This is a genomic window from Streptomyces lienomycini (genome assembly GCF_027947595.1).
Classification (GTDB): domain Bacteria; phylum Actinomycetota; class Actinomycetes; order Streptomycetales; family Streptomycetaceae; genus Streptomyces; species Streptomyces lienomycini.
On the sequence record NZ_CP116257.1, the window covers coordinates 4,165,513 to 4,187,894 of the forward strand.

The 22,382-nt window shown below is 71.6% G+C and carries 18 protein-coding genes and 2 pseudogenes; 11 read left to right on the forward strand and 9 right to left on the reverse strand.

Features of this window, described 5'->3' with window-relative positions:
• Window positions 1–2 precede the first annotated feature (2 nt).
• From BJ961_RS18845 to BJ961_RS18855, 3 genes are all read right to left on the reverse strand, one after another.
• Window positions 3–662 (reverse strand): hypothetical protein, encoded by a 660-nt coding sequence (locus BJ961_RS18845; protein WP_271413955.1) that lies wholly within the window; start codon window positions 660–662, stop codon window positions 3–5.
• The gene (locus BJ961_RS18850) at window positions 659–1,540 is read right to left on the reverse strand and encodes an ATP-binding cassette domain-containing protein (protein ID WP_271413956.1); all 882 of its coding nucleotides are present in this window, start codon (window positions 1,538–1,540) and stop codon (window positions 659–661) included. Before BJ961_RS18850 ends, BJ961_RS18845 begins: the two co-directional genes overlap by 4 nt.
• Window positions 1,541–1,719: 179 nt before the next feature.
• On the reverse strand, window positions 1,720–2,319 hold the full coding sequence (locus BJ961_RS18855; RefSeq protein ID WP_271413957.1) for a TetR family transcriptional regulator: 600 nt from the start codon (window positions 2,317–2,319) through the stop codon (window positions 1,720–1,722).
• Window positions 2,320–2,422: 103 nt separating this feature from the next.
• On the opposite strand from BJ961_RS18855, the gene BJ961_RS18860 reads away from it, so the two are divergent.
• The 3 genes from BJ961_RS18860 to BJ961_RS18870 all read left to right on the forward strand — a co-directional run bounded on the left by BJ961_RS18860 (window position 2,423) and on the right by BJ961_RS18870 (window position 8,641).
• Window positions 2,423–3,481: an NAD(P)-dependent alcohol dehydrogenase gene (locus BJ961_RS18860; protein ID WP_271413958.1), complete on the forward strand. Its 1,059-nt coding sequence runs from the start codon at window positions 2,423–2,425 to the stop codon at window positions 3,479–3,481.
• A 331-nt stretch (window positions 3,482–3,812) separates the two neighbouring features.
• Window positions 3,813–6,701 (forward strand): ATP-binding protein, encoded by a 2,889-nt coding sequence (locus BJ961_RS18865; RefSeq protein WP_271413959.1) that lies wholly within the window; start codon window positions 3,813–3,815, stop codon window positions 6,699–6,701.
• Window positions 6,702–6,871: 170 nt separating this feature from the next.
• On the forward strand, window positions 6,872–8,641 hold the full coding sequence (locus tag BJ961_RS18870; protein WP_271413960.1) for a S8 family serine peptidase: 1,770 nt from the start codon (window positions 6,872–6,874) through the stop codon (window positions 8,639–8,641).
• A 140-nt stretch (window positions 8,642–8,781) separates the two neighbouring features.
• On the opposite strand, the gene BJ961_RS18875 is transcribed toward BJ961_RS18870, so the two are convergent.
• Window positions 8,782–9,708, reverse strand: coding sequence for an oxidoreductase (locus BJ961_RS18875; RefSeq protein ID WP_271413961.1), 927 nt, complete (start codon window positions 9,706–9,708; stop codon window positions 8,782–8,784).
• Between the two features lie 292 nt (window positions 9,709–10,000).
• Here BJ961_RS18875 and BJ961_RS18880 point away from each other — a divergent pair, with 292 nt between their 5' ends.
• On the forward strand, window positions 10,001–10,675 hold the full coding sequence (locus BJ961_RS18880) for a TetR/AcrR family transcriptional regulator (protein WP_271413962.1): 675 nt from the start codon (window positions 10,001–10,003) through the stop codon (window positions 10,673–10,675).
• Between the two features lie 173 nt (window positions 10,676–10,848).
• On the opposite strand, the gene BJ961_RS18885 is transcribed toward BJ961_RS18880, so the two are convergent.
• The 3 genes from BJ961_RS18885 to BJ961_RS18895 form a co-directional block, all read right to left on the reverse strand.
• The gene (locus tag BJ961_RS18885) at window positions 10,849–11,430 is read right to left on the reverse strand and encodes a TMEM165/GDT1 family protein (RefSeq protein ID WP_271413963.1); all 582 of its coding nucleotides are present in this window, start codon (window positions 11,428–11,430) and stop codon (window positions 10,849–10,851) included.
• A 522-nt stretch (window positions 11,431–11,952) separates the two neighbouring features.
• Window positions 11,953–13,020: a sodium:calcium antiporter gene (locus BJ961_RS18890; protein WP_333782085.1), complete on the reverse strand. Its 1,068-nt coding sequence runs from the start codon at window positions 13,018–13,020 to the stop codon at window positions 11,953–11,955.
• 427 nt (window positions 13,021–13,447) lie between these two features.
• Entirely contained in the window at window positions 13,448–13,864 is a 417-nt protein-coding gene (locus tag BJ961_RS18895) for an ArsR/SmtB family transcription factor (RefSeq protein WP_271413964.1), read from the reverse strand.
• 109 nt (window positions 13,865–13,973) lie between these two features.
• Between BJ961_RS18895 and BJ961_RS18900 the strand changes: the two genes are divergently transcribed.
• From BJ961_RS18900 to BJ961_RS18920, 5 genes and pseudogenes are all read left to right on the forward strand, one after another.
• Complete coding sequence (locus BJ961_RS18900) at window positions 13,974–15,956, forward strand: heavy metal translocating P-type ATPase (protein WP_271413965.1); 1,983 nt, start codon at window positions 13,974–13,976, stop codon at window positions 15,954–15,956.
• On the forward strand, window positions 15,953–16,360 hold the full coding sequence (locus tag BJ961_RS18905; protein ID WP_271413966.1) for a (2Fe-2S) ferredoxin domain-containing protein: 408 nt from the start codon (window positions 15,953–15,955) through the stop codon (window positions 16,358–16,360). Before BJ961_RS18900 ends, BJ961_RS18905 begins: the two co-directional genes overlap by 4 nt.
• A 168-nt stretch (window positions 16,361–16,528) precedes the next feature.
• Window positions 16,529–16,680, forward strand: a pseudogene (locus tag BJ961_RS36170) (ACR3 family arsenite efflux transporter); the annotation flags it as partial.
• A 280-nt stretch (window positions 16,681–16,960) separates the two neighbouring features.
• Entirely contained in the window at window positions 16,961–18,235 is a 1,275-nt protein-coding gene (locus BJ961_RS18915) for an APC family permease (RefSeq protein WP_271413967.1), read from the forward strand.
• 169 nt (window positions 18,236–18,404) lie between these two features.
• Entirely contained in the window at window positions 18,405–19,082 is a 678-nt protein-coding gene (locus BJ961_RS18920) for a hypothetical protein (protein WP_271413968.1), read from the forward strand.
• 2 nt (window positions 19,083–19,084) lie between these two features.
• Here BJ961_RS18920 and BJ961_RS18925 read toward each other — a convergent pair whose 3' ends face one another.
• Together BJ961_RS18925 and BJ961_RS18930 are read right to left on the reverse strand one after the other, a co-directional pair.
• Window positions 19,085–20,089, reverse strand: coding sequence for an IS3 family transposase (locus BJ961_RS18925; RefSeq protein WP_271413842.1), 1,005 nt, complete (start codon window positions 20,087–20,089; stop codon window positions 19,085–19,087).
• 20 nt (window positions 20,090–20,109) lie between these two features.
• Complete coding sequence (locus BJ961_RS18930; protein WP_271413841.1) at window positions 20,110–20,493, reverse strand: hypothetical protein; 384 nt, start codon at window positions 20,491–20,493, stop codon at window positions 20,110–20,112.
• Between the two features lie 63 nt (window positions 20,494–20,556).
• Between BJ961_RS18930 and BJ961_RS18935 the strand changes: the two genes are divergently transcribed.
• Both BJ961_RS18935 and BJ961_RS18940 read left to right on the forward strand, forming a co-directional pair.
• Window positions 20,557–21,374 (forward strand): IS5 family transposase gene (locus tag BJ961_RS18935; protein ID WP_271320373.1). Its coding sequence is split into 2 segments (ribosomal slippage): window positions 20,557–20,914 and window positions 20,914–21,374, totalling 819 coding nucleotides; the frame shifts between segments, so codons are not numbered across the junction.
• Between the two features lie 76 nt (window positions 21,375–21,450).
• Window positions 21,451–22,374, forward strand: a pseudogene (locus BJ961_RS18940) (oxidoreductase); the annotation flags it as partial.
• Between the last annotated feature and the right edge of the window lie 8 nt (window positions 22,375–22,382).

The window sequence follows — 22,382 nt, forward strand, 5'->3', positions numbered from 1 at the left end:
GGCTACTCCCGGCGCCCGGTGACGAACTGGGCGACGGCGGTGCACACGGCGAGGATCACCGCCGAGATCGCCAGCATGACACCGGCGGGGGCGAGCAGTTCCGCCGCGTCGGGGGTGGTGGCCATCAGGGTGAACAGGCGGTTGACCGGAGGCATGTCCTTGGCGAAGAGGGTCCCCGTCACCAGCGCGAGGGCGGCGACCAGCGCGTATCCCTGCCGTTTGAAGACCGGCCGTGAGCACAGCACGCCGATGGCGATGCCGACGAGGGCGCAGGTGAGCTGCGCCTCCAGGCCCAGCAGGAGGTCGGCCGTGGTGACTGCGTAGTCGCCCATCCACAGCGGGAAGAACAGCCCGAAGACCATCAGGGCCAGACAGCTCAGCAGGGCCGTGCCGATCGCCGCGAGCAGTACCGTGAGCGACCGGCCGCCCGCGGTGACGACGAGGATCGCCCGCTGCGGAGGGTCGTCGAGGCTCATCAGCGTGACCGTCAGCCAGGTCGAGCAGACGAACAGGGCGCCGGCGGAAGAGGCGTAGGCCGGAGGCAGCGGGCCGCTGCCGTTGACGGTCAGTACGCCCAGCAGGCCCGTGAACAGGAGCAGCGGGGCGAGGTAGCGCTGGGTGTGCAGCACGGTGGCGAGGGTGTAGCGGATGAGGGCGATCACCGCGTGTCTCCGTTTGTCGCGGCGTCCGGCGTCCGGTGGTGGTCCGTGGTCGTTTCGGTGACGGTCTGGACGGACCAGCCGTGCTGGATCGCGGTGAACAGCAGGGCGTCGGTGGACTCGCGTCCCACGCGCAGCCTGACGCCGGTGACGTCCCGGCGCACCGCGGTGACGCCGTCCAGCTGTTCCCAGGCGAGGGCCTGCGGTGCGCGCCCGTCCCGGCCCGCGGCCAGGACGACGTCGGAAGCGGGCCGCTGCCCGGTGGTGGCCAGCGGCCCCGGCTCCGGGCCCCGCAGCGACACGTGGCCCTTGCTGACCGTGTAGGTCCGGGTGGCGCGGGCCCGGGTGACCGACTCGCGGTGGTCGGTGAACACGACGGTGCCGCCGGAGGCCGCGACCTCGGTCATGATCTCGGCGAGCACGCCGTGGGCGTCGGCGTCCAGCCCGGACCACGGCTCGTCCAGGACGAGCAGCCCGGGGTCCACGAGGAGGGCCTGGGCCAGCGCGACCTTCTGCGCGTTGCCCTTCGACAGGCTGCGCAGGGTGGCGTGCTTGCCGCCCACCAGGGCGAGTCGGTCCAGCAGCCGGTCGGCCCGCGCCGACGCGGCCGAGGTGGTCAGCCCGCGGACGCGGCCCATGTGTGTCAGGTACGCCGCGGCCGACATGCGTTCGTTGGGGGAGAACCGGTCCGGGACGTACCCGACGACGGGTGGCCGGGCGGCCACTGTGCCGCGGGTCGGCCGGGACAGGCCCACGGCGATCCGCAGCAGCGTCGACTTCCCTGATCCGTTGCCGCCTGCGAATGCCACGACCTCACCGGCCGGGGCCTCCACGTCCACGTCTCTCAGGATCCAGTCGCCGCGGCCATAGCGCTTGCTCACTGACTGAAGACGTAACAACTGCTCTCCCTCGTCCGGTGCACACGGCGGAACCCGGTCACCGGGTTGCTACTGAATGTCGCACACGTGGGTTTGCGACGCCGTAGCCGAAAGCGTCCCCTGCGGTCCTCGTCGCACCACGGTCCGTGCCGCGCCGGGAGACTCCAAGATCCCCGACGGAGTCAAGGTCGGGCGTGGTCGGCGGTCACGGCGCGGTGGACGCTCTCGTGGAGCAGGGCTCGGCGCCGGTCGTGGAGTTCGGGGGGCTCCTGGGCCGTCGCCGCGTAGACGTTGCTGACCGGTGACCACGCCATGGACATGGAGATCACCATGGCCATGATGTCGAACGGGTCTCCCTGACGCACCAGACCGGATGCTTGCGCCTCGGCGATGGCGCGCAGTTTGCGGTCGTCGAGGCGGTCGGAGTCGTCCAGCAGGTGACCGGCCGGGCGTCGCTCCAGGCGTGCCCAGGTGGCCAGCCGAATGAGGTCGGGCCGGCGAAGGTACTCGTCGTAGAGGCGTACGGCCCAGTCCGCGAGGTCGGTGGCGTCGATCGGGACGACGTTCACGATCCGCTCCAGCGAGCCGAGGAAAATGGCGTCGAAGAGCCCTTCCTTGCTGTCGAAGTAGGCGTAGAGCTGTGCCTTGTTCGTGCGTGCCCCAGCCACGATCCGCTCGACGCGCGCACCGGCGATCCCATGCTCGGCGAATTCCTGGGTCGCCACTTCGAGGATGCGCTGGTGCGTCGCGGCTCCACGTGCGGTCCTGGGCTGATCAGCCATGCTCTCAAGCTATCAGACAGAACAGTTGGTCTGTCCGCGGGTCGAAACGGCGGGTCGAAGCGCTACAGTAATAGACCGAACAGTCTGTCTGTGAGGAGACATCTTGAGGAGCACCGTTGGCTGGCAGGTGGACGGCTCGTCGTCGGCACTGCGCCGGACACCACTGAAGCGACGCGATCTGCGCCCTGACGACCTTGCCGTCCGGGTGGACTACTGCGGCGTCTGCCACTCCGATCTGCACGCCGTCGCCGCCCAGGGCGGTGCGGGGAGCCGACCCCTGGTGCCCGGACACGAGTTCACGGGGGTGGTGACCGAGACCGGCCCTGCGGTCACCCGCTTCACCGCCGGTGATTCCGTAGCGGTGGGCAACATCGTCGACTCGTGCGGCGTGTGCGCCATGTGCCGGGCCGGCCAGGAGAACTTCTGCCACTCCCTTCCGACCCTGACCTACGGCGGCACCGACCGGCACGACGGTTCGACCACCCTGGGGGGCTACTCCCGCGAGTACGTCGTCCGCGACCGCTTCGCCCACACTCTTCCCGCCGCACTGGATCCGGCCGCCGCCGCTCCGCTGCTCTGCGCAGGGATCACTGTCTGGGAACCGCTGCACGCCCTCGGGGTGGGGCCGGGGACCCGCGTCGCCGTGGCCGGACTGGGCGGCCTGGGCCACCTTGCGGTCAAGATCGCGGTGGCGCTCGGCGCGGACACCTCGGTCATCAGCCGCTCACCGGACAAAATCGGCGACGCCCGACGTCTCGGCGCCCGCGGTCTCATCGTCTCCACGGATCCGGAGCAGATGGCCGCCGCCCGCGACCGGTTCGACGTGGTCGTCGACACCATTTCCGCCCCGCACGACCTCGGCCCCTACCTGCGCCTGGTCGCCCTGGACGGGACGCTCAGCCACCTCGGGCACCTCGGGCCCGTCACCGTGGAGACCCTCGACCTGCTCGTGGGACGCAGGAAACTCAGCTCCGCAGGCAGTGGCGGCAGGCCCGCGACCGCCGCCATGCTGGACTTCTGCGCCCAGCACGGCATCACCGCCGACGTCGAGGTGCTTCCCTCGGCGCGGGTGAACGAGGCCCTCGGACGTCTCCGGCGCAATGACGTCCGCTACCGCTTCGTACTCGACATGTCCGACCTGGACCTCGCGACGATCGAGTGAGCCAGGTCAACGGCGCATCCGGATCGACGGCCGACTGATCCGAACGAAACCGCCCAGCGGTCCGCGGCGGGGTGCGGTGGAGGGAAGCGTCGGCGGACCGAACCCGCCCCAAGCAGGCTGGTGCGGCCGGACGTTGTCCGGGCGAGCGGCTTCCTTCTTGGTCAGCGCCAGGGCATGGGCCGGTCCGCGGTGTTCGAGGCCAGTCATGCGGCGAGCCGTGCGACACAACGCCTCCCCCGTTGCACCGGTGCCGCCCCGCCGTATTGCCGTGCCGAGCCCGGGGCGCTAGTTTCGCGGCGCCCCTCTGCCGCCCCTGCATCCGGAGCCGTGCATGACCGACCCCGCTGCTCTCCGACGCGTCGAGACCCCCGTTCTGGTGGGGCGCACGGGAGAACTGCACGCGGTACGGGACGCGCTCGCGCACCCTCCGGCGGTGGTGCTGGTGGAGGGCGAGGCCGGGATCGGGAAGACACGGCTCATCCGGGAGGCTCTCGGACATGCCTCGGTACGCGGCCGGACGGTGCTCGCGGGAGGCTGCCACCCACTGCGTGAACCCTTCCCGTACGGCCCGGTGTTCGAGCTGCTGCGCCGTCTGGAGGGCCGTCTGCCCTCGGACCTCAACCCGGTGTGCGGGGCGCTGCGGTCCTACCTGCCCGAGCTGGGCGACCGGTTGCCGCCCGCGCCCGAGCCGCTCGCCGACCCCGACGCGAGCCGGCACCGGCTGTTCCGGGCGGTGCGGGCGCTGCTGGACCGCGTCGGCGGAACCGTGGTCGTCGTGGAGGACCTGCACTGGGCGGACGAGGGCACCCGGGACCTGGTGCGCTTCCTGGTGGACGACCCACCGGCCGGGCTCGGCGTGGTGCTCAGCTACCGCCGCGAGGAACTGCCGGGCGCCGGGCTGCCGCTGGGCCGCGCCTACCGGCAACCGCCGGGCACGACGGCGGTCCTGGTACCGCTGGGCCCCCTGGACGTGCCGGCCGTGCGCAGCATGACCGCCGCCCTCACCGGCAACGCTCGGATACCGGACGCCCTCGCCGAGGCGCTGCACGAACGCACCGCCGGCATCCCATTCGTCCTGGAGGAGGTCGTACGGTCCCTGCCGGGCCGCCTGGACGGCACGGACCCGCTGGACGCCGTCGGCGTGCCGACCCGGCTGCACGAGGCGATGGCCGACCGGCTGGCCCTGCTGTCCCCGGAGGCCACCGCCTGCGTGCGGGCCACCGCGGTGCTGCGCGTCCCCTCCGGCGAGGAGTTGATCGCGACCGTGACCGACGCCGGGACGGACCGGGACGGCGAGCCCTGGGCGGGGCCCGCGCTGCGCGAGGCGCTCGGCGCCGGTGTGCTGCACGAACTGGGGCCCGACCGCTACGGGTTCCGGCACACCCTGGCCCAGCAGGCCGTCTACCGCAGCATCCCGGGACCCGCCCGCCGTGCCCTCCACCGGCGGGCCGTGCGGGCCCTGGACGGCGTCCGGCCGCAGCCCGTCGTGCACCTCGCCTACCACGCCAAGGAGTCCGCCGACACCGCCGAGTGGCACCGCTACGGCGAGGCGGCCGCGCGGGCGGCGCAGCGCATGGGGGACCTGGCCCTCGCCGTCCAGCTGCTGGAGGACCTGCTGGCGGACGCCCGCCTTGCGCCCCTGGCACGGGCCGAGCTGGCGACCCGGCTCAGCCGTGCCGCCGTGCACAGCGTCTCCCACCGGCAGGCCGCCGAGCTGCTGCGACGCATCGTCCAGGACGACCGCCTGCCGGACCCACTGCGCGGGGAGATCCGGCTCAACCTCGGACTGCTGCTGCACAACCACGCCGGCGACTACGAACAGGCTCGCGCCGACACCGAGATCGCCGTCGAGGAACTGCGCGGACGCCCCGCCCTCGCCGCCCGCGGCATGGCGGCCCTCGCGCTGCCCGGCTGGGGCGACCACCCCTATCCGGTGTACGAGCGGTGGGTGACGCGCGCCGAGGCCCTCGTCGCCGAGGAGTCCGTGGAGGCCGGTGAGGCGGACGCGGCACTGCGGATGGCGGTGCGCGGCAACCACTTCACCCTGCGCGCGGGCCGTGGCGACCCACGCGTCTGGGAAGAGGCCGAACAGGCCCTGCGGGAGGGCGAACGAACCGGCCCCGAGGTCCGCGTGCAGGCGGCCCGCACCTGGGGCAACCTCGCCGACTACGCGGCCTGGCTGGGCCGGGACCCTCTGGCCCGCCGCTACTGCCGGGAGGCCGAGCGGCTGGCCGGCGAGCACGGAGCGACGTTCGTCGCCGGCATCGCGGCCGGCACCGGACTGCGCCTGGACTGGCACGCCGGCCACTGGCAGGAGCTGTCCGCCCGCGCCCACGGCATCCTGCGGGACAACCCCGGAGTGGCCCCGGTCGCCGCCGACGCGCAACTCGTCCTCGGTCAGCTGGCGCTGGCCCGGGGCGAGTGGGAGGAGGCGGCCACCCGGCTGGACGCCGCCGGTCTCGCCGACCCGGACAACGCCCCCGCACCGGTCCTCGCGGCCGCGTCCGGCGCCCGCGTCCGCCTGCTGCTCTCCCGCGGACAGACCAGCGCCGCCTGCGCCCTGGCCGACCGGGCCGTGGCCCGCGTCCGGCGCAAGGACATCTGGGCCTGGGGTGCGGAACTCACGCCGATGGCGGTCGCGGCGTACGTGCGGGACGGGCGCCGTTCCGAGGCGGAGGCGGTGACCGAGGAACTCGCCTCCGGTGTCGCGGGCCTGGACGTGCCGCTCGGCCGGGCCGCCGTGGACGCCTGCCGGGGCATCCTCGCCGCCGCCGGCGAACTGCACGAGGACGCCGCGCACTCCTTCAGCGCCGCCCGTGCCGGATACGCCGCGCTGCCCCGGCCGTACGCCGCCGCCCGCGCCGGAGAGGCCGCCGCCCGGGAGACGTTGGCACTGGGCGACCCGAAGACGGCGCCGGACATGGGCGGCGTCGCCGAGGAGTTCGCCGCCCTCGGCGCCACCCGGGACGCCGCCCGCTGCCGCCGGGTGCTGCGCGGCACCGGCGTGGTGGCACCGTCCCGACGCGGACGGCGCGGCTACGGCGACTCCCTCTCGCCCCGCGAACGCGAGGTGGCCCGCCTGGTGTCCCTCGGCCACACCAACCGGGAGATCGCCGACGTGCTGTTCCTGTCGCCGCGCACCATCGAGCAGCACGTCGCGAAGGTGCTGCGCAAACTCGGTGTCTCCTCCCGGGCCGACGTACCGGCCGACGGGACGTGAGTGGTCTCGGTGTCGGTGCGACGACGTGGCGGTGACACAGCGTCGAATACGTAGGGGATACCTACTGCTCCACGGATTGTTCGCGCACCTCGCCCGGCGGAGGGTGAGCCCGCCCGGTTCCGGCGGCTCCCCCTCCGGAACCGCCCCCCATTCAGCGGAGGAGCAGAGGTATGCGCATAAGGAGAAATCAGCTGACCGCGCTGTGCGTCGGAGCGGCGGCGACGACGGTACTGGCGCTCGCCGGACAGGCCACCGCCGCCCCGGCGGGTCCGACGCCCACCGAGGGCACGATCCGGAACGCGGACACCGCCGGCGCGGTCAAGGGCCGGTACATCGTGGCCCTGGAGGGCCGGCCGTCGGTGCGGGCGGGCGCCGAGGCCGACGTGCGGGCCGACGCCCGGGGCCTCGCCCAGCGGTACGGCGCGCAGGTTCGCCAGGTCTACTCGGCGGCCTTCCGGGGCTTCTCGATATCCGCCACCGAGACCCAGGCCAAGCGGCTAGCCGCCGCCGACGGCGTCGCGTACGTGGAGGCCGACGGAACCGCCCGCCTCGTCGGCACCCAGCCCAACCCGCCCTCGTACGGCATCGACCGCGTCGACGGCGCACTCGACAGCGCCTACACGTACCCCAACACCGGCTCCGCAGTCACCGCCTACGTCATCGACACCGGCGTCGACATGGACCACCCGAACTTCGAGGGCCGTGCCTCCAGCGGCTACGACTTCAGCGACAACGACCCGGACGCCAGCGACTGCCAGGGCCACGGCACCCACGTCTCGGGCACGGTGGGCTCGCGGGACTACGGCATCGCCAAGGACGTCGGTGTCGTCTCCGTACGCGTACTGAACTGCCAGGGCACGGCCCCCTGGTCGACGGTCATCGACGGCATGGACTGGGTGGCGCGCAACGCCTCCGGTCCCTCCGTGGCCAACATGTCGATCGGCGGCGACCCCAACTCCTCCGTCGACCAGGCCGTCCAGGGCCTGGTCGACGCGGGCGTCACCACGGTCATCGCGGCCGGCAACAACAACCGGGACGCCTGCGACTACAGCCCGTCCCGCACCGCCGCCGCGATCACCGTGGGCGCGACCACCAGCAGTGACACCCGCTCCAGCTTCTCCAACTACGGCCGCTGCCTCGACCTGTTCGCCCCCGGCAGCGACATCGTCTCCACCCGCAACGGCGGCGGTCAGACCACGATGAACGGTACGTCGATGGCGTCCCCGCACGTCGCGGGCGCCGCCGCCCTGTACCTGTCCGCCCACCGCGGCGCCGCACCGCGGGAGGTCCGCGACGCGCTGGTGAACGGCGCCGACCAGGGCGAGGTCGGCAACCCGGGCAGCGGCTCGCCCAACCTCCTGCTCAACGTGTCCGGCCTGGGCGGCGACGACGAACCCACGCCGGGCGAGCCCACGGCGTCCTTCACCGCCGACTGCTCCGCCACGGAGCCGACCTGCGCCTTCGACGCGTCCGGCTCCACCGACCCGGACGGTGACATCGCCTCCTACGCCTGGGACTTCGGCGACGAGAAGACCGGCACCGGCGCCGACCCGTCGCACACCTACGCGTCCGTCGGCACCTACGAGGTCACCCTCACCGTCACCGACGACGCGGGCCACTCCGACACCGCGACCCGCACCGTACGGGTCGGCGCACCCCCGGCGGGCGACACGCCCAGCGCGTCCTTCACCGCCTTCTGCATGCAGACCGGCTGCGACTTCGACGCCTCCGGCACCACCGACCCCGACGACGACATCGCCTCCTACGCCTGGAGCTTCGGCGACGGGCAGAACGGCAGCGGGGTGACCACCTCGCACCGCTACCCGGCCGCCCAGCAGAACTTCACCGCCTCCCTCACCGTCACCGACGACGCGGGCCACTCCGACACCGCCACCCGCACCATCCAGTGCTGGAGCTTCGGCTTCTGCTTCGCCAACTGACCCTTCCCCCGTCGGACCCTCACCAGGCGGGCGCACCCGGAGCACGACCCGGGTGCGCCCTCGTGCACGTCGCGCGTGCCGGCTCGCCGACGCCGTGTCGCGCCCCCGTGATCCACCCTCTGGGGCCTGTGAAGACGGCCTCAGACGGCGGCCCCGGCTTCGATGTCGAAGGGGACACCTGTGAGCTGTTCGCTCTCCGTCCACAGCCGCCTGCCCTCCGCGGGGTCGTCGGCGCCGGTGGGGAGCTTGGCGGGCTTGGGAGTGCCGGAGGTCTGGTCGCGTCCGGCGGGGCCGATGAACCGGCCCGACTGGACCTGCGGGCTGGTCGCCGCGTACAGGGAGGGCCAGGCGGCACCCTCGGCCGAGCCCATGAGAAAGCGTGCGGCGATCGGTGTGATCACGCGGCTCAGGGGGCCGGTGCCGTGCTGCTGCAGGTTGGTCATCGCCGAGCCCGGGTGGACGACGAGCGCCTCGACGGGGCTGTTCGCAGTGCGGCGCGCGAGTTCGAGGGTGTAGACGATGTTGGCGCGCTTGGACTTGGCGTAGGCGCCCATGGCGCGGTAGCTCCTCTCGCTCATCAGGTCGTCCAGTCTGCCCATGGGCCACCGTGCCGCGGTGGCGCTGACGGTGACCACGCGCGGTGCGGACGAGCGGCGCACGGCGGGCCAGACCTGGGCGTCGAAGGCGAAGTGGCCGAGGTGATTGGTGCCGACCGTCATCTCGAGGCCGTCGTGGGTGGTCCGCCGCTCGGGCAGGTTCATCACGCCGGCGTTGTTGAAGAGCAGGTCGACCGTCTCGGTCTCGGCGATGCGGGTGGCCGCGTCGCGGACGGAGGAGAGGTCGGAGAGGTCGAGCACGAGGGTGCCCGTCCGGGCCTCGGGGGTCGCGGCGCGTACAGCCTCCGCGGCCTGGTCCAGCTTGGTCCGGCTGCGGCCGGCCAGGATGACGCGGGCTCCGTGCCGGGCGAGCGCGTGGGCGGTCTCGAGTCCGATGCCGCTGTTCCCGCCGGTGATCAGCGCGGTGCGGCCGGTCTGGTCGGGGATGTCGTCGGGGGTCCAGTGGTTCACTGTCGTCACACTCCTCGGTTCGTTGATCTCGTGTGCTTCGGCGACGACTTGGACGATGTCCAGACGTATGCCGCTGAGGCCCCGGCGGCACTGGGCCGCCGTGAACGTCCCCGAGCTCCGGTGCCGCGGTGTTCTCCCAGGCCGCCGCCGCGCCAGGCCGTGCCGTCCGCCCAGAGCCGGTCGACAACGTGGCGACAGCCCGCTTTTCAGACCGGCGGTCTGTTCGACTGGGAGCAAACGTAGAAGACCGCCGGCCTGATGTCAAAAGACCGGCAGTCTGTAACCTGGGGGCATGACGAACTTCCAGCGCGCGCGCAGTGAGGAGCAGCGTGAGGTACGGCGCCAGGCCATCCTCGACACCACCGCCGCCATGCTCGAGGAGATGCCCATCGGCGAGATCAGCCTGAACGAGCTGAGCCGCCGCGTCGGGCTGGCGAAGTCCAACGTGCTGCGCTACTTCGAGTCGCGTGAGGCGATCCTGCTGGAGCTGCTCGACCGTGCCTGGCAGCAGTGGGTGGCCGACTTGCCTGCCCTCGCGCACGCCGGCATCGACCAGGGCGCTCCGGTGAGCCGGCGTGCAGAGCAGTTCGCCGCCGTCGTCGCGGACTCCCTCGCCCGACGCCGGGTCCTGTGCGACCTGCTCAGCGCGCAGGCGGGGGTACTGGAGCACAACGTTTCGCCGCAGGTGGCCGCCCGCCACAAACGCGCCGCCGTGGCCAACGTCGCCGACATCGCGGCGTTGGCCCACCAGCACCTTCCCGAGCTGGGCGACAGCGCACCGCAGTTGACCGCAGCCATGATCATGACCGTCGGAGCCGTGTGGACACACGCACGGCCCTCCCCGGCAATGCTCGCCGCCTACGAAGCCGACCCCTCACTCACCGCGTTCAAGCTGGACTTCGTGACTGCCCTCCGGGAGATGCTGGCCACGCTCACCGCGGGCACCCTCGCCCGCGCTTCCGCCTGAGCCCGGCTGCGCACCCGGCACATCCCGGCAGCGGCCGTGGCCCGGGCCGCGGTGGCCGGCGTGCCAGTCACGCCGTACTCCGGTGATGACGGTCGGGGCCGACGTCCTCGCCTCATCCTGCCCTGCGCCCGGCGGTAGGCGGTCAGCAGGCAGGCGCGACCGAGGGGTGCGTCCTAGCCGGTGAAGGCTTCGATGAGGGTCCATACGGCCAGGGCGGCCATGCACAGGCCGCCGAACCTCTGCACCGTCTTCAGGGGGACGCGTTTGGCGATGAAGCGGCCGGCGAGCAGGGCGAGGGCGGAGACGGACATGAGGGCGAGGGCGGAGCCGATGGCGGTGGGCAGCCAGCCGTTGGTGGCGGCAAGGTTGGCGGTGGTGATCTGGGTGAGGTCGCCCCACTCGCTGATGAAGACGGCCATGAAGGCGGTCGTGTACACGGGCCAGAAACCGGTGACGGTCTTCGCTCCGTCCTCGTCGTCATCGTCGCCGCCACTGCGCAGCAGGACGACGGCGCCGAAGGCGAACAGGGCGGCGGAGACGAGCTTGACCGCCATGCCGGGGAGCAGGCTGAGGAGGCTGCCGGCCCCGACAGCGATCGCGACGTGGACGATGAACGCGGTGGAGGTGCCGAACCACACGTACAGGGGGCGCATGCGGGTGCCCATGGCCAGGGAGGCGAACATCGTCTTGTCGGGGAGTTCGGCGAGGAAGATGAGCCCGAAGGCAGTGAGGATCGCCAGGGGGTCGAAGGTCATCCCGGTGCTTTCTGCTGGGCCGGGCCGCCGGTTCGCGCGGCACTGGTGCGGGCGGCGAGAACCGGTTCGGCCCGGCACGACGGTACGGCCCGCACGGGTGTGCGGGCACGGTGGTCATGCTTGGCCGAAGGTCTCGTCCGCCGCGGCAGTGCTGCCGGGGCCCGGTGGCCGGGACAGGCAGGCTGTCCAGTATGTCGACCAGCGGTATTGCGGGACTACTCCCCTTCGCTGCACCGCAGTCTAAACAGTTCACCCACGGCTGTCCAAGGGCGGGGGGATCATGGGGTCTGCTCTGCTGGTTCCTGAGGAGGCGGGCCGTGGTCGGCCATGCGGTGCTGCATGCCGCCGGCGGTGTCCGACAGCCAGTGGTGCAGGTCGGGGAGCCCGATACCGGGACGAACGCGTACGGTCCCCGACGGATTCGGCGACACAGGCCGGAGCGCCGTCGTAGGCGACGGAGACCGCGAGGGGGCTGCCAGTGTGCCGGCGTCGGCCGTGGCCGCCGGCGCTCCCTGGCTGCCGTCAGGAGAGGATCGGGATCAGGCCGAGGGCGAAGAGCACGTAGAAGCCCGCTGCGACCGTCAGCCGCCGGGGAGTGAGCCGGTGGGCGCGCATGGTCAGCAGCAGGTAGGTGATCGCGGCCATGGTGATCAGCCCGGACCACAGCAGGGCGCCGTCGAAGTCCCAGCGGGTGAACAGCAGACCGATTCCGGAGGGAACGGTGGCCTGGATCATCATGGCGCCGGAGATGTTGGCCAGGGCAAGCTTCGTCTTGCCCTGCCTCACCCAGATCACCGCGTTCATGATTTCCGGCAGTTCCGTGGCGATCGGGGAGAGCAGCAGCGCGGTCACGGTCGCGGACAGACCGAGCATCGGGCCGATGACGTCGAGCTGCTTCACGAAGAAGTGCGCGGCGATGAAGATCACCACCAGCGTGGCCGAGGTCTGCGCGACCACGGCCCAGGTGGAGGGTGACGCGGCCTTGGGCTGGAGCTTCAGCGGCTCCAACTCGTCCTCGTCCTCGTCTCCGGCATCGGCGCGGCTGCTGCGGATCTCCCGCCAGAAGTAGACGGCGTACGCGGCGAAGAACAGCAGACCGAGAGCCGGTTTGAACGCGAACGCCACCAGGCCGAGCCCCACCTTCACGATGAAGATCGGCAGGAACCACTTCTGGTCCTTGGCCAGGCGCTTCATGTCCCGGTGCGTGCCGGTGGCCTCCTCGCTGTCCGGGTGGGCGGACGGGGCGGAGGGCGGCATGCCCGTCACGGCCAAGGCGGTGAGGCGTTCGCGGCGCCGCTTGCGCAGCAGCATCGCACCGGTGACACCGTAGGCGACCGTGGCCAGCGCCAGCGGCCCGCCCATCGCAGCGCCGACACCGATGTCCTTGGCCTCCTCGGTGCCCCCGGTGGTCACCGCGACCAGCGTCACGACCGACTCCGGCAGCGCGGTCCCGAACGCGGCCAGGATCGTGCCGACGGCCATCCTGCCCACGTCGAGGCGCTCGCCCAGCCACTCCACGGCGTTGACGAACCACTCGCACGAGAGATAGATCGCCACTGCGCAGACAAGAAGAAGTACAAAGTGGATCACGGGGTCTCGTCCAGCCTTCCCGCACCGGCGGGGGCTTCGAGGACGACCGCGTGAAAGGGAGAACGGCGGCAGCTTCGACCCCGTCGACACGCATACGTCGTCGGCACAGGGCCGAAAGTCTCGCCCGCCCTCATCATCACCGGACAAGAGCCCGGCCACCGGGACCCGAAGGTTCCAGTGTGTCGACGACCGGTGCGCGGGGCTTCCCGGCACACAGGCGGTCACTGTGTCCGACAGGCCGATCTCCCGCGAGAAGCAGACCGTGCGAGAGGGCGGTGACATCGCCCCGCAGGTGGCAGGCCGAAGGTCTCGTTCACCCGCACCAGCAGGAACGGATCGGACAGACGATGCGGGCGGCCGAACTCGGCGATGCGGGTGGCCCGCCGCTCGTCGCCCCGGTCGCCGCCACTGTCAGCCTCGGCTGGGGCTACGCCGGGTTCGCGCCGCTGACCGCACTGCTGCTGCCCGTCGTGGCCGTCCCGTGGCCGACAGAGGTGTCGGTCAGGCCCAGTTGCAGGTGCTCGACGTGGTACAGAGCCTGATCGAGAAGTCCGGCCACGTGGTTGTCGTAGAGCGCGTAGACGACGGAGCGGCCGTGACGGGTTCCCGTGACCAGGCCGAGGTTGCGCAGCAGGCGTAGTTGGTGGGAACAGGCGGACTGCTCCATGCCGACCTCGGCGGCCAGCTCGGTCGCCGGCAGCGGCCCCTCCCGCAGGCGGGCGAGGATCAGCAGCCTGGACGGGGTGGCCAGGGCCTGCAAGGTGGTGGCCACCCTGGCGGCATTGGCCGCGTCCAGGCGTGTGCGCGGAACGCTGTCGGCTGGCGGTTTGGCTCCGTGACCCATGCGCCCATGGTACGACGCACCATGAATTCATGAATCGATGTTCATTCATTCCTGTTACGGTGGTGGTGTTGGAGCTGTCCGCTCACGTCTGCGAAGGATCCCTGGTTCGATGTCTTCCACCCTGACCCGCCCGGCGTCCGCCGGTGGCGCGGCCGTGCGTGACGCGGGCACGCCCCGGCGCCGCACGAGGATCCTCGCGCTGTCGGAGGCCCGCTGGGCGGCGGCCTCGCTGGTGCTGTTCCTGATCGCGTTGCCGCTGCACCTGCTGGGGGCGCCGGCGTGGTCCTGGGGGCCACTGTTCGCGCTCACCTACGCCACCGGCGGCTGGGAGCCCGGCTGGGCCGGATTGCGGGCCCTTCGGGAGAAGACGCTGGACGTGGACCTGCTGATGGTCGTCGCGGCGCTGGGGGCGGCGGCGATCGGTCAGGTCCTGGACGGCGCGCTGCTGATCGTCATCTTCGCCACCTCCGGCGCCCTGGAGGCGATCGCCACCGCCCGCACCGCCGACTCGGTGCGCGGCCTGCTCGACCTCGCCCCCACCACCGCGACCCGTCTGGCCGACTGCGGCACCGAGGAGACGGTCCCCACCGCGCAGTTGGCCGTGGGCGACACCGTTCTGGTGCGGCCAGGTGAGCGGATCGGCGCCGACGGCCGCATCCTGGACGGCGCGAGCGAGGTGGACCAGGCCACCATCACCGGGGAGCCCTTGCCCGTGGCCAAGCAGGAGGGCGACGAGGTGTTCGCCGGCACCCTGAACGGCACGGGCGCGTTGCGGGTGGAGGTCGAGCGCGACCCGTCCGATTCGGTGATCGCCCGGATCGTGGCCATGGTCGAGGAGGCTTCCGAGACCAAGGCGCCCACCCAGCTGTTCATCGAGAAGGTCGAGCAGCGGTACTCGATCGGGTTGGTGGCCGCCACGGTCGCGCTGTTCGTGCTGCCGCTGCTGTTCGGTGCGGCGTTGCAGCCGACACTGCTGCGGGCCATGACCTTCATGATCGTCGCCTCCCCGTGCGCGGTGGTACTGGCCACCATGCCGCCGCTGCTGTCCGCCATCGCCAACGCCGGACGCCACGGTGTGCTGGTCAAGTCCGCCGTGGTGATGGAACAGCTCGGCCAGGTCGACGCGGTGGCGCTGGACAAGACCGGCACCCTGACCGAGGGCACCCCGCGGGTGACGGACATCCACCCGCTGGCCGCCTCCGGTCTGAGCGAGGAGGAGCTGCTGCGGATCGCGGCGGCGGCCGAGCACCCCAGCGAGCACCCTCTGGCGCGCGCCGTCGTGGACGCCGCCCTCACCCGCGGCCTGATCCTCCCCGCAGGGGAGGACTTCACCTCCACCCCCGGCACCGGTGTGACGGCCACCGTCGAGGGCAAGACCGTCGCCGTCGGAAGCCCCGCACGGCTGCTGAACGGGGGTCCTGATCATGCGGCCGCCGTGGTCGCCGCCCGGCTGGAGGACGAGGGCCGCACCGCCGTCCTGATCGAGGTCGAGAACACGCCGGTCGGGGTGCTGGGCATCGCCGACCGGCTGCGCGAGGAGGCCGCCGCCACCGTCACCGCGCTGACCGCCCTGACCGGAACCGCGCCGGTACTGGTCACCGGCGACAACCCGCGCGCCGCCGCCCTCCTGGCGGAAGAGGTCGGCATCACCGACGTCCGCGCCGGCCTTCTCCCCCAGGACAAGGTCAACGCCGTCAAGGAACTGGAAGAGGCCGGACGCAAAGTGCTGGTGGTCGGCGACGGGGTCAACGACGCCCCCGCACTCGCCGCCGCCCACACCGGCATCGCCATGGGCCGGGCCGGCTCCGACCTCGCCCTGGAGACCGCCGACGCCGTCGTGGTCCGCGACGAACTGGCCACCATCCCCACCGTCGTCGCACTCTCCCGCCGCGCCCGGCGCCTGGTGGTGCAGAACCTGGTCATCGCCGGGGTCTTCATCACCGGCCTGGTCATCTGGGACCTGGTCGGGACCCTTCCGCTGCCGCTCGGTGTCGCCGGACACGAGGGCTCCACCGTCGTCGTGGGCCTCAACGGCCTGCGCCTGCTGGCCGACGGTGCCTGGCGCCGCGCCCGAAGCGGAAACGCCCCGTGAGCCGCCGCGGCCGCAATGCCGCCCCCGCCGGCGCGGGGGCGGCCCGCTGCACGGTCACCGTCTGCCGCGGCTGCTGCTGCGGCACGGCGAAGATCCCCGGCCCGGACCACCCCGCCCAGCTCGACCAACTCCGCTCCTCCCTCGCACAGACCGCCCAGCTACGTGTCACCGGATGCCTGGACGCCTGCGAGCACGCCAACGTCATCGTCATCCAGCCCTCCGCCTCCGGCCGCGCGGCCGGAGGACGGCCCGTCTGGCTCGGCCTGGTCAACGACCGCGGCGCCGCAGACGACATCGCGGCCTGGGTCGATGCCGGAGGGCCGGGCCTGGCCGACCCTCCCGGCGTCCTCGACCTCTACGCCTTCACACCCTCCCGCCGCATCCGCCAAGCCGTCGAGCGCTGACTCATCCGATCCGTCACCACGTCACCGCGTCACCGCGTCACCGCGTCACAGACCAACATCCTCTGCGCGATGGGGCGTCAGTCAGGGGAGGACAGGTGGCCGATCTGGTGGTCGGCGAGCTTCGCGCCCACCTCGGTGAGCTTCGCCCGCGCTGGCTCATGAAGTCCCGCGGCGGGCGACAACTCCGAGCCGGCCGTCGCGGTCACTGTCGTCCCTCCGGCGTCACCTCCGGTCAGGCCCTGTCCGGCGTCGTCGGCCCGCTTGTTGAAGTCCCCGTCCCGGTCGCGCTGGTCCACGAATCGCTCGCGTGGCGACGGAAGGTCGACATCCTCGACGGAGACCGACGCGCTGACGTGCTCGCGGCCGACAGCACCCCGCCCCCTGCCTCGCTGCCGGCCGGCGGGCCCCCGCTCCCCCGAACGAGGCGTCCACGATGACGTTCTCCACCGGCGACGTACGTGGCCCGCTCGCGCGAAGGGGATGCCCGAGGGCCACGCGTCCTTCAGGTTCCGGCAATGGGAAATGCCCCCGCCTCATATATCGTCTGCCGCTGTCGGAGACCGGAATGTGTGCGGCCGTGTGTCGCTGAGGGGTGAACCCGTGAGCGAGCCATCGACCGCCGACAGCCCGCAGGTGGAGTTGCGGCGGACGCTCGGCGTGCCCGACGCCGTCATGATCGGGCTGGGGGCGATGATCGGTGCCGGAATCTTCGCCACGCTCGCCCCGGCGGCGCGCGCCGCCGGTTCCGGGCTGCTGATCGGTCTGGCTCTGGCGGCGGTCGTCGCCTACTGCAACGCCACCTCCTCCGCGCGGCTCGCGGCCCGCTACCCCGCTGCCGGCGGCACGTACGTGTACGGCCGCGAGCGCCTCGGTGACTTCTGGGGCTACCTGGCGGGGTGGGCGTTCGTGGTCGGCAAGACGGCCTCCTGCGCGGCGATGGCGCTCACCGTCGGCTCGTACGTGTGGCCGGGCCAGGCGCACGCGGTCGCGGCCTGCGCAGCGGTGGCGCTGACGGCGGTGAACTACGCCGGGGTTCGAAAGTCCGCGCTGCTGACCCGGGTGGTCGTGGCCGTGGTCCTGGCGGTCCTCGCCTCCGTGGTGGTCGCCGCCCTCACCTCGGATGCGGCGGACGCGGCCCGGCTCGACGTCGGCTCCGACGCCACTGCCGGCGGGGTGCTCCAGGCGGCGGGGCTGCTGTTCTTCGCCTTCGCCGGATACGCGCGCGTCGCCACCCTGGGCGAGGAGGTCCGGGACCCGGCCATCGTCATCCCCCGGGCGATCCCGATCGCGCTGGGCATCACATTCGTCGTCTACACCGTCGTAGCGGTCTCGGTCCTGATGGTGCTGGGTCCGCACGGACTGGCCGAGGCGGCGGCGCCGCTGTCGGACGCCGCGCGGGCCGCGGGCGCCGACTGGCTGATTCCCGTCGTACGCGTCGGCGCGGCTGTCGCCGCACTCGGCTCCCTGCTCGCCCTGATCCTCGGCGTCTCCCGCACCACCCTTGCCATGAGCCGCGACCGGCACCTGCCCCATGCCCTGGCCGCCGTGCACCCGAAGTTCCGGGTTCCCCACCGCGCCGAGCTCGTCGTCGGCGCCGTCGTGGCTGTGGTGGCCGCGACGGGGGACGTGCGCGGGGCGATCGGGTTCTCCTCCTTCGGCGTCCTGGTCTACTACGCCATCGCCAACGTCTCCGCCTGGACCCTCGCCCCCGACGAGGGGCGCCCCCACCGCATCATCCCCGCCGTGGGGCTGACCGGCTGCCTGCTCCTGGCCTTCGCGCTTCCCCTGTCCTCGGTGGTCTCCGGTGCCGCGGTGCTGGCCGTCGGTGTCGCCGCCTACGGGCTCCGGCGTGCGGTGGCAGCCCGCACGCCGTGACCGGGCGGCGGTCAGAGGGGTATCGATCGGCGGGTCGACGGGGTCGCGACAGCGGGTCAGAGCCCGGCGGCCGAGGCGTACGGCGCCCAGCCCCAGCGGGACGGGCACGACGGCGCCGACGAGTCCGTGGGGTGAGGCGAGCACGAAGAGCGATCACTACGCTGCACGGGTGCTCTCATATGACGAGTTGACTTCACCGGAGCGTGAGTTGTGGGACGGGTTCCCCGAAGGGCGCTGCGTGGACCTGCGCACGGGTGTGCCCGAGGACGACCGCGTCGCCGGGGGTGGGCGCTGGGGCCCCGAGCGGACCGTGCGGGCCGCGGTGATCGTCGCCCTCCTGCTGGGCGCGAACACCACGCAGCCGGGCGCCGTCGCAGGTCTGCGTCTCGCCGGGGCGCGGATATCCGGGCGCCTCAACCTGGCCGGCGCGCGGATCGCGTACGCCCTCTGGCTCGAGGACTGCTGGTTCGAGGAGTCGGTGGACCTGCTCGGAGCGTCGACCCAGACGCTCGTGATCACGGGCAGCCATGTCCCGGGCATCGAAGCCTATTCGGCCTGCGTCGAGGGAACGCTCGACCTACGACGCTCCGTAGTGCAAAGCCTCGCGTCCTCGCCCTTCAACCACGTGCGTACCGCCCTGTCGCTGAGCGACGCACGGGTGACCGGCGGCATGCTCCTCAACGGCACTGAGATCAGTGCGCCCGGAGGATGGGCCGTGGCCGCCGGCGGCCTGGTCATGGAGGGAGGCGTGACCTGCAGGGGCGGGTTCGTAGCGCGAGGCGAAGTACGGTTGCTGGGGGCGCAGTTGCCGGGCCGGAAGATTTCAAGTCCAGTGAGACGGTCGTGACGCTATGAGGTTTGTGGTGCGGGTTCCTGGCGCTTGGCCGGGTCGTTGATCCAGGCCGTCTGGGGTATTGCGGGTGGTCTGGGGCGGCGGCCGAAGCGTTCGGGGTGGCGGGCGTATGCCTGGGCGAGGGTGATCGCGCGCTGGTCTCGGACCTCGTCGGCGGTCCCGAAGTGGACGGAGGCGGGCGTGTGCCAGCCGATGCCCGAGTGCCGGTGCTCATGGTTGTAGTACGTGATGAACGCGTCGAACCACTCGCGTGCGTGGGCCAGCGAATCGAACCATTCGGGATAGTCCGACATGTACTTCATGGTCTTGAACTGGGCCTCGCTGTAAGGGTTGTCGTTGGAGACCTTCGGTCTCGAGTGCGACCGCGTCACACCCAGATCGATCAGTAGTTGGGAGACCTTCTTCGACGTCATCGAGGTGCCGCGGTCCGCGTGCACGGTCTGGGGCACGATGCCGTTGCGGGCGATGGTCTCGCGGATCAATTCCCCTGCCCGCACCGCCGATTCGGCCCGCTCGACGGTATGGCCGACGATGTACCGGCTGAAGATGTCGATGATCACATAGGCGTGATACCAGACACCCTTGACCGGTCCGGCCGCCTTGGTGATGTCCCAGGTGAAGACTTGCGAGGGCCCGGTGGCAACCAGCTCGGGCACCGCTTTGGCGGGATGGGTGGCCTGCCGTCGGCGCTCGCCGGACTGATCCTGCTCGCGCAGGATCCGGTACATCGTCGAGACGGAGCAGTGGTAGCGCCCGGCATCCAGCTCGCGGGCCCAGATCTGTGCGGGTGCCAGTTCGGCGTACTCGTCGCCGTTCATCAGCTCCAGTACCGCAGTCCGCTCTTCGGCCGTCAGGGCCGATGGCTGCACCTGTGGGGCACGTTCTCTGCGTGGTGGCGGGGGCCGGAGCCGACGGTAGTGCGTGGCGCGGGAGCGGCCGGTCAGCCGGCAGGCGGCCGTGATGCCCAGCTGAGTCTCGACGCCGGTGAACGCTTCGTCCACGACAGGGTCGGCGGCAGGCTTCAGTCCGCGCTCTCGGAGATCATGTCCAAGAGCGCGGAAGCTTTTCCCATCACCTCGAGTGCGGCCTTGTTCCGTGCCAGGTCCTTCTGCAACCGCTCCACCTGCTGGCGCAGTTTCTCGTTCTCCACCTCCGCGGCGGACTTCTTCGCACGGGCCGGGCTGGTCCGGCGGTCGACCAGGTTTTCCAGGGCCCCGGCATCCCGGGCAGCCCGCCACTCCTTGACATGCGAGTGGTAGAGCCGCTCCCGGCGCAGTACCGCACCCTTCTCGTTCCTGGGCGCGGCGTCGTACTCGGCGACGATCCGCAGCTTGTACTCCGAGGTGAAAGTGCGGCGCTTCGGCCTCGGCGCCGGGTCGGACCCGACGGGCTCTGTGCTGGGCATAAGAGGTCCTAACAGAAGTTGTTGATCATGTGACTTTCGGCTTGGGTGGTCGTTGGTCCGTTCGTGGGGAAACGACAGTCGCGGCCCTGGGTCGTGTCGGATGAACTGTGGTCGCTCATCGAGCCGTTGCTGCCCGTGCCGGGTCCGAAGCTGGTGGAGGGCAGGCCGCGGGTCCCGGACCGGCAGGCACTGTGCGGGATCCTGTTCGTGCTGCACACCGGCATCCAGTGGGAGTACCTGCCCCAGGAGCTGGGCTTCGGCTCGGGGATGACGTGCTGGCGGCGCCTGGCCGCCTGGAACGAAGCCGGCGTGTGGGACGGACTGCACCTGGTGCTGCTGCAGAGGCTGCGGGCCGCGAAGAAGCTCGACTGGTCCCGGGCGGTGATCGACTCCTCCCACGTACGGGCCGCTCGGCGCGGCCCAAAAGCGGGCCCAGCCCGGTCGACCGCGCACGACCGGGCAGCAAGCACCACGTCCTCACCGACGGCCAGGGCATCCCGCTCGCGGTGTCGCTGACCGGCGGAAACCGCAACGACGTCACCCAGCTGCTGCCGCTGCTGGACAAGGTTCCGGCCGTGGCCGGCGTCGTCGGCCGGCCCAGACACCGGCCAGACGCACTCCTCGCCGACCGCGGCTACGACCACGACAAGTACCGCCGCCTGCTGCGACAGCGCGGGATCCGACCGGTCATCGCCGAACGAGGCGTCGAACACGGCTCCGGCCTGGGCGTCTTCCGCTACGTGATCGAGCGCACGATCGCCTGGCTGCACGGCTTCCGCCGACTGCGAATCCGCTGGGAACGACGCGACGACATCCACGAAGCCTTCCTCGGACTCGCCACCTGCCTCATCACCCACCGCCACGTCCAACGCCTTTGTTAGGACCTCTAAGGGACGGTTCTCCTGTCGTGCCCTCTCAGGCTAACCCCGCAGAACGGGATGTCTCACCCAAGGCTGACAGAGAGGGGGCGGGCTGTTCATGCAGGGGGCACAGTTGGTGAGCCCCGGTCCACGCGGGACGGCCCTCGCCCTGGACAACGCCGTGGCCTCGACGCTCGACTTCTCCGACGGATTCACCGCGAACGGGACGACACGCCTGCGGGGCGCCCGGATCTCGGACAACGTGACCTTTGCGGGAGCTGTCCTGAACGGCCCGCCCGACGGCACCAGTCCGTCTTTGGCCGCGCCTCTGATGCAGGCCGTCGACTTCGACTTCACCCTCGCCCAGCCTCCGTCCGGCAGCGTGGACCTGCGAGGCGCACAGGTGTCCAACCTCCATGACGGCGACCACGTCTGGCCGGACGTGGTGGAGCTGGACGGCTTCGTCTACGGCTCCATCAAGGTGTCCAAGGACGGAGAGCGCCGGGAGGCAGTAGGGCGGCGGGACTCCGTCGCAGGACGGGTGGCGTGGGTACGACGCAGCCCCGGCTACAACCCGCAGCCCTACGAGCAGTTGGCGAGCTGGTACCGAAGGGCCGGCCACAACGACGACGCCCGCCGCGTTCTGCTGGCCAAACAGCGCCATCGGCGTCGAACCCTGCCGTGGGTCGCGCGCATGTGGGGGAACCTGCTCGATGCGACCGTCGGCTACGGCTACCGCCCCTGGCTGGCCGGCGTCTGGCTCCTCGCACTGACCTTGCTGGGCACGCTGTCCTTCGGCGCTCACTCCCCCAGTCCGGTCAAACAAGGCGAGGGCGCCCCGTTCCAGCCGCTCGTCTACACACTCGACCTCCTGATCCCCATCGGCGGTCTGGGCCAGCGCACGGCCTGGTACTGGCCGAACGACGGCCTCCAGTGGCTGGCATACCTGCTGATCGCCTTCGGCTGGATGTTGACGACCGCCGTCATCGCGGGCGTCACCCGCGCCCTGCAGAAGAACTGACTTCCGCT

Coding starts and splice junctions, on each gene's coding strand:
- BJ961_RS18855 (WP_271413957.1), bottom strand. CDS start 2,319: ATGGCTGATCAGCCCAGGACCGCACGTGGAGCCGCGACGCACCAGCGC.
- BJ961_RS18865 (WP_271413959.1), top strand. CDS start 3,813: ATGACCGACCCCGCTGCTCTCCGACGCGTCGAGACCCCCGTTCTGGTG.
- BJ961_RS18870 (WP_271413960.1), top strand. CDS start 6,872: ATGCGCATAAGGAGAAATCAGCTGACCGCGCTGTGCGTCGGAGCGGCG.
- BJ961_RS18880 (WP_271413962.1), top strand. CDS start 10,001: ATGACGAACTTCCAGCGCGCGCGCAGTGAGGAGCAGCGTGAGGTACGG.
- BJ961_RS18885 (WP_271413963.1), bottom strand. CDS start 11,430: ATGACCTTCGACCCCCTGGCGATCCTCACTGCCTTCGGGCTCATCTTC.
- BJ961_RS18895 (WP_271413964.1), bottom strand. CDS start 13,864: ATGGGTCACGGAGCCAAACCGCCAGCCGACAGCGTTCCGCGCACACGC.
- BJ961_RS18900 (WP_271413965.1), top strand. CDS start 13,974: ATGTCTTCCACCCTGACCCGCCCGGCGTCCGCCGGTGGCGCGGCCGTG.
- BJ961_RS18930 (WP_271413841.1), bottom strand. CDS start 20,493: ATGCCCAGCACAGAGCCCGTCGGGTCCGACCCGGCGCCGAGGCCGAAG.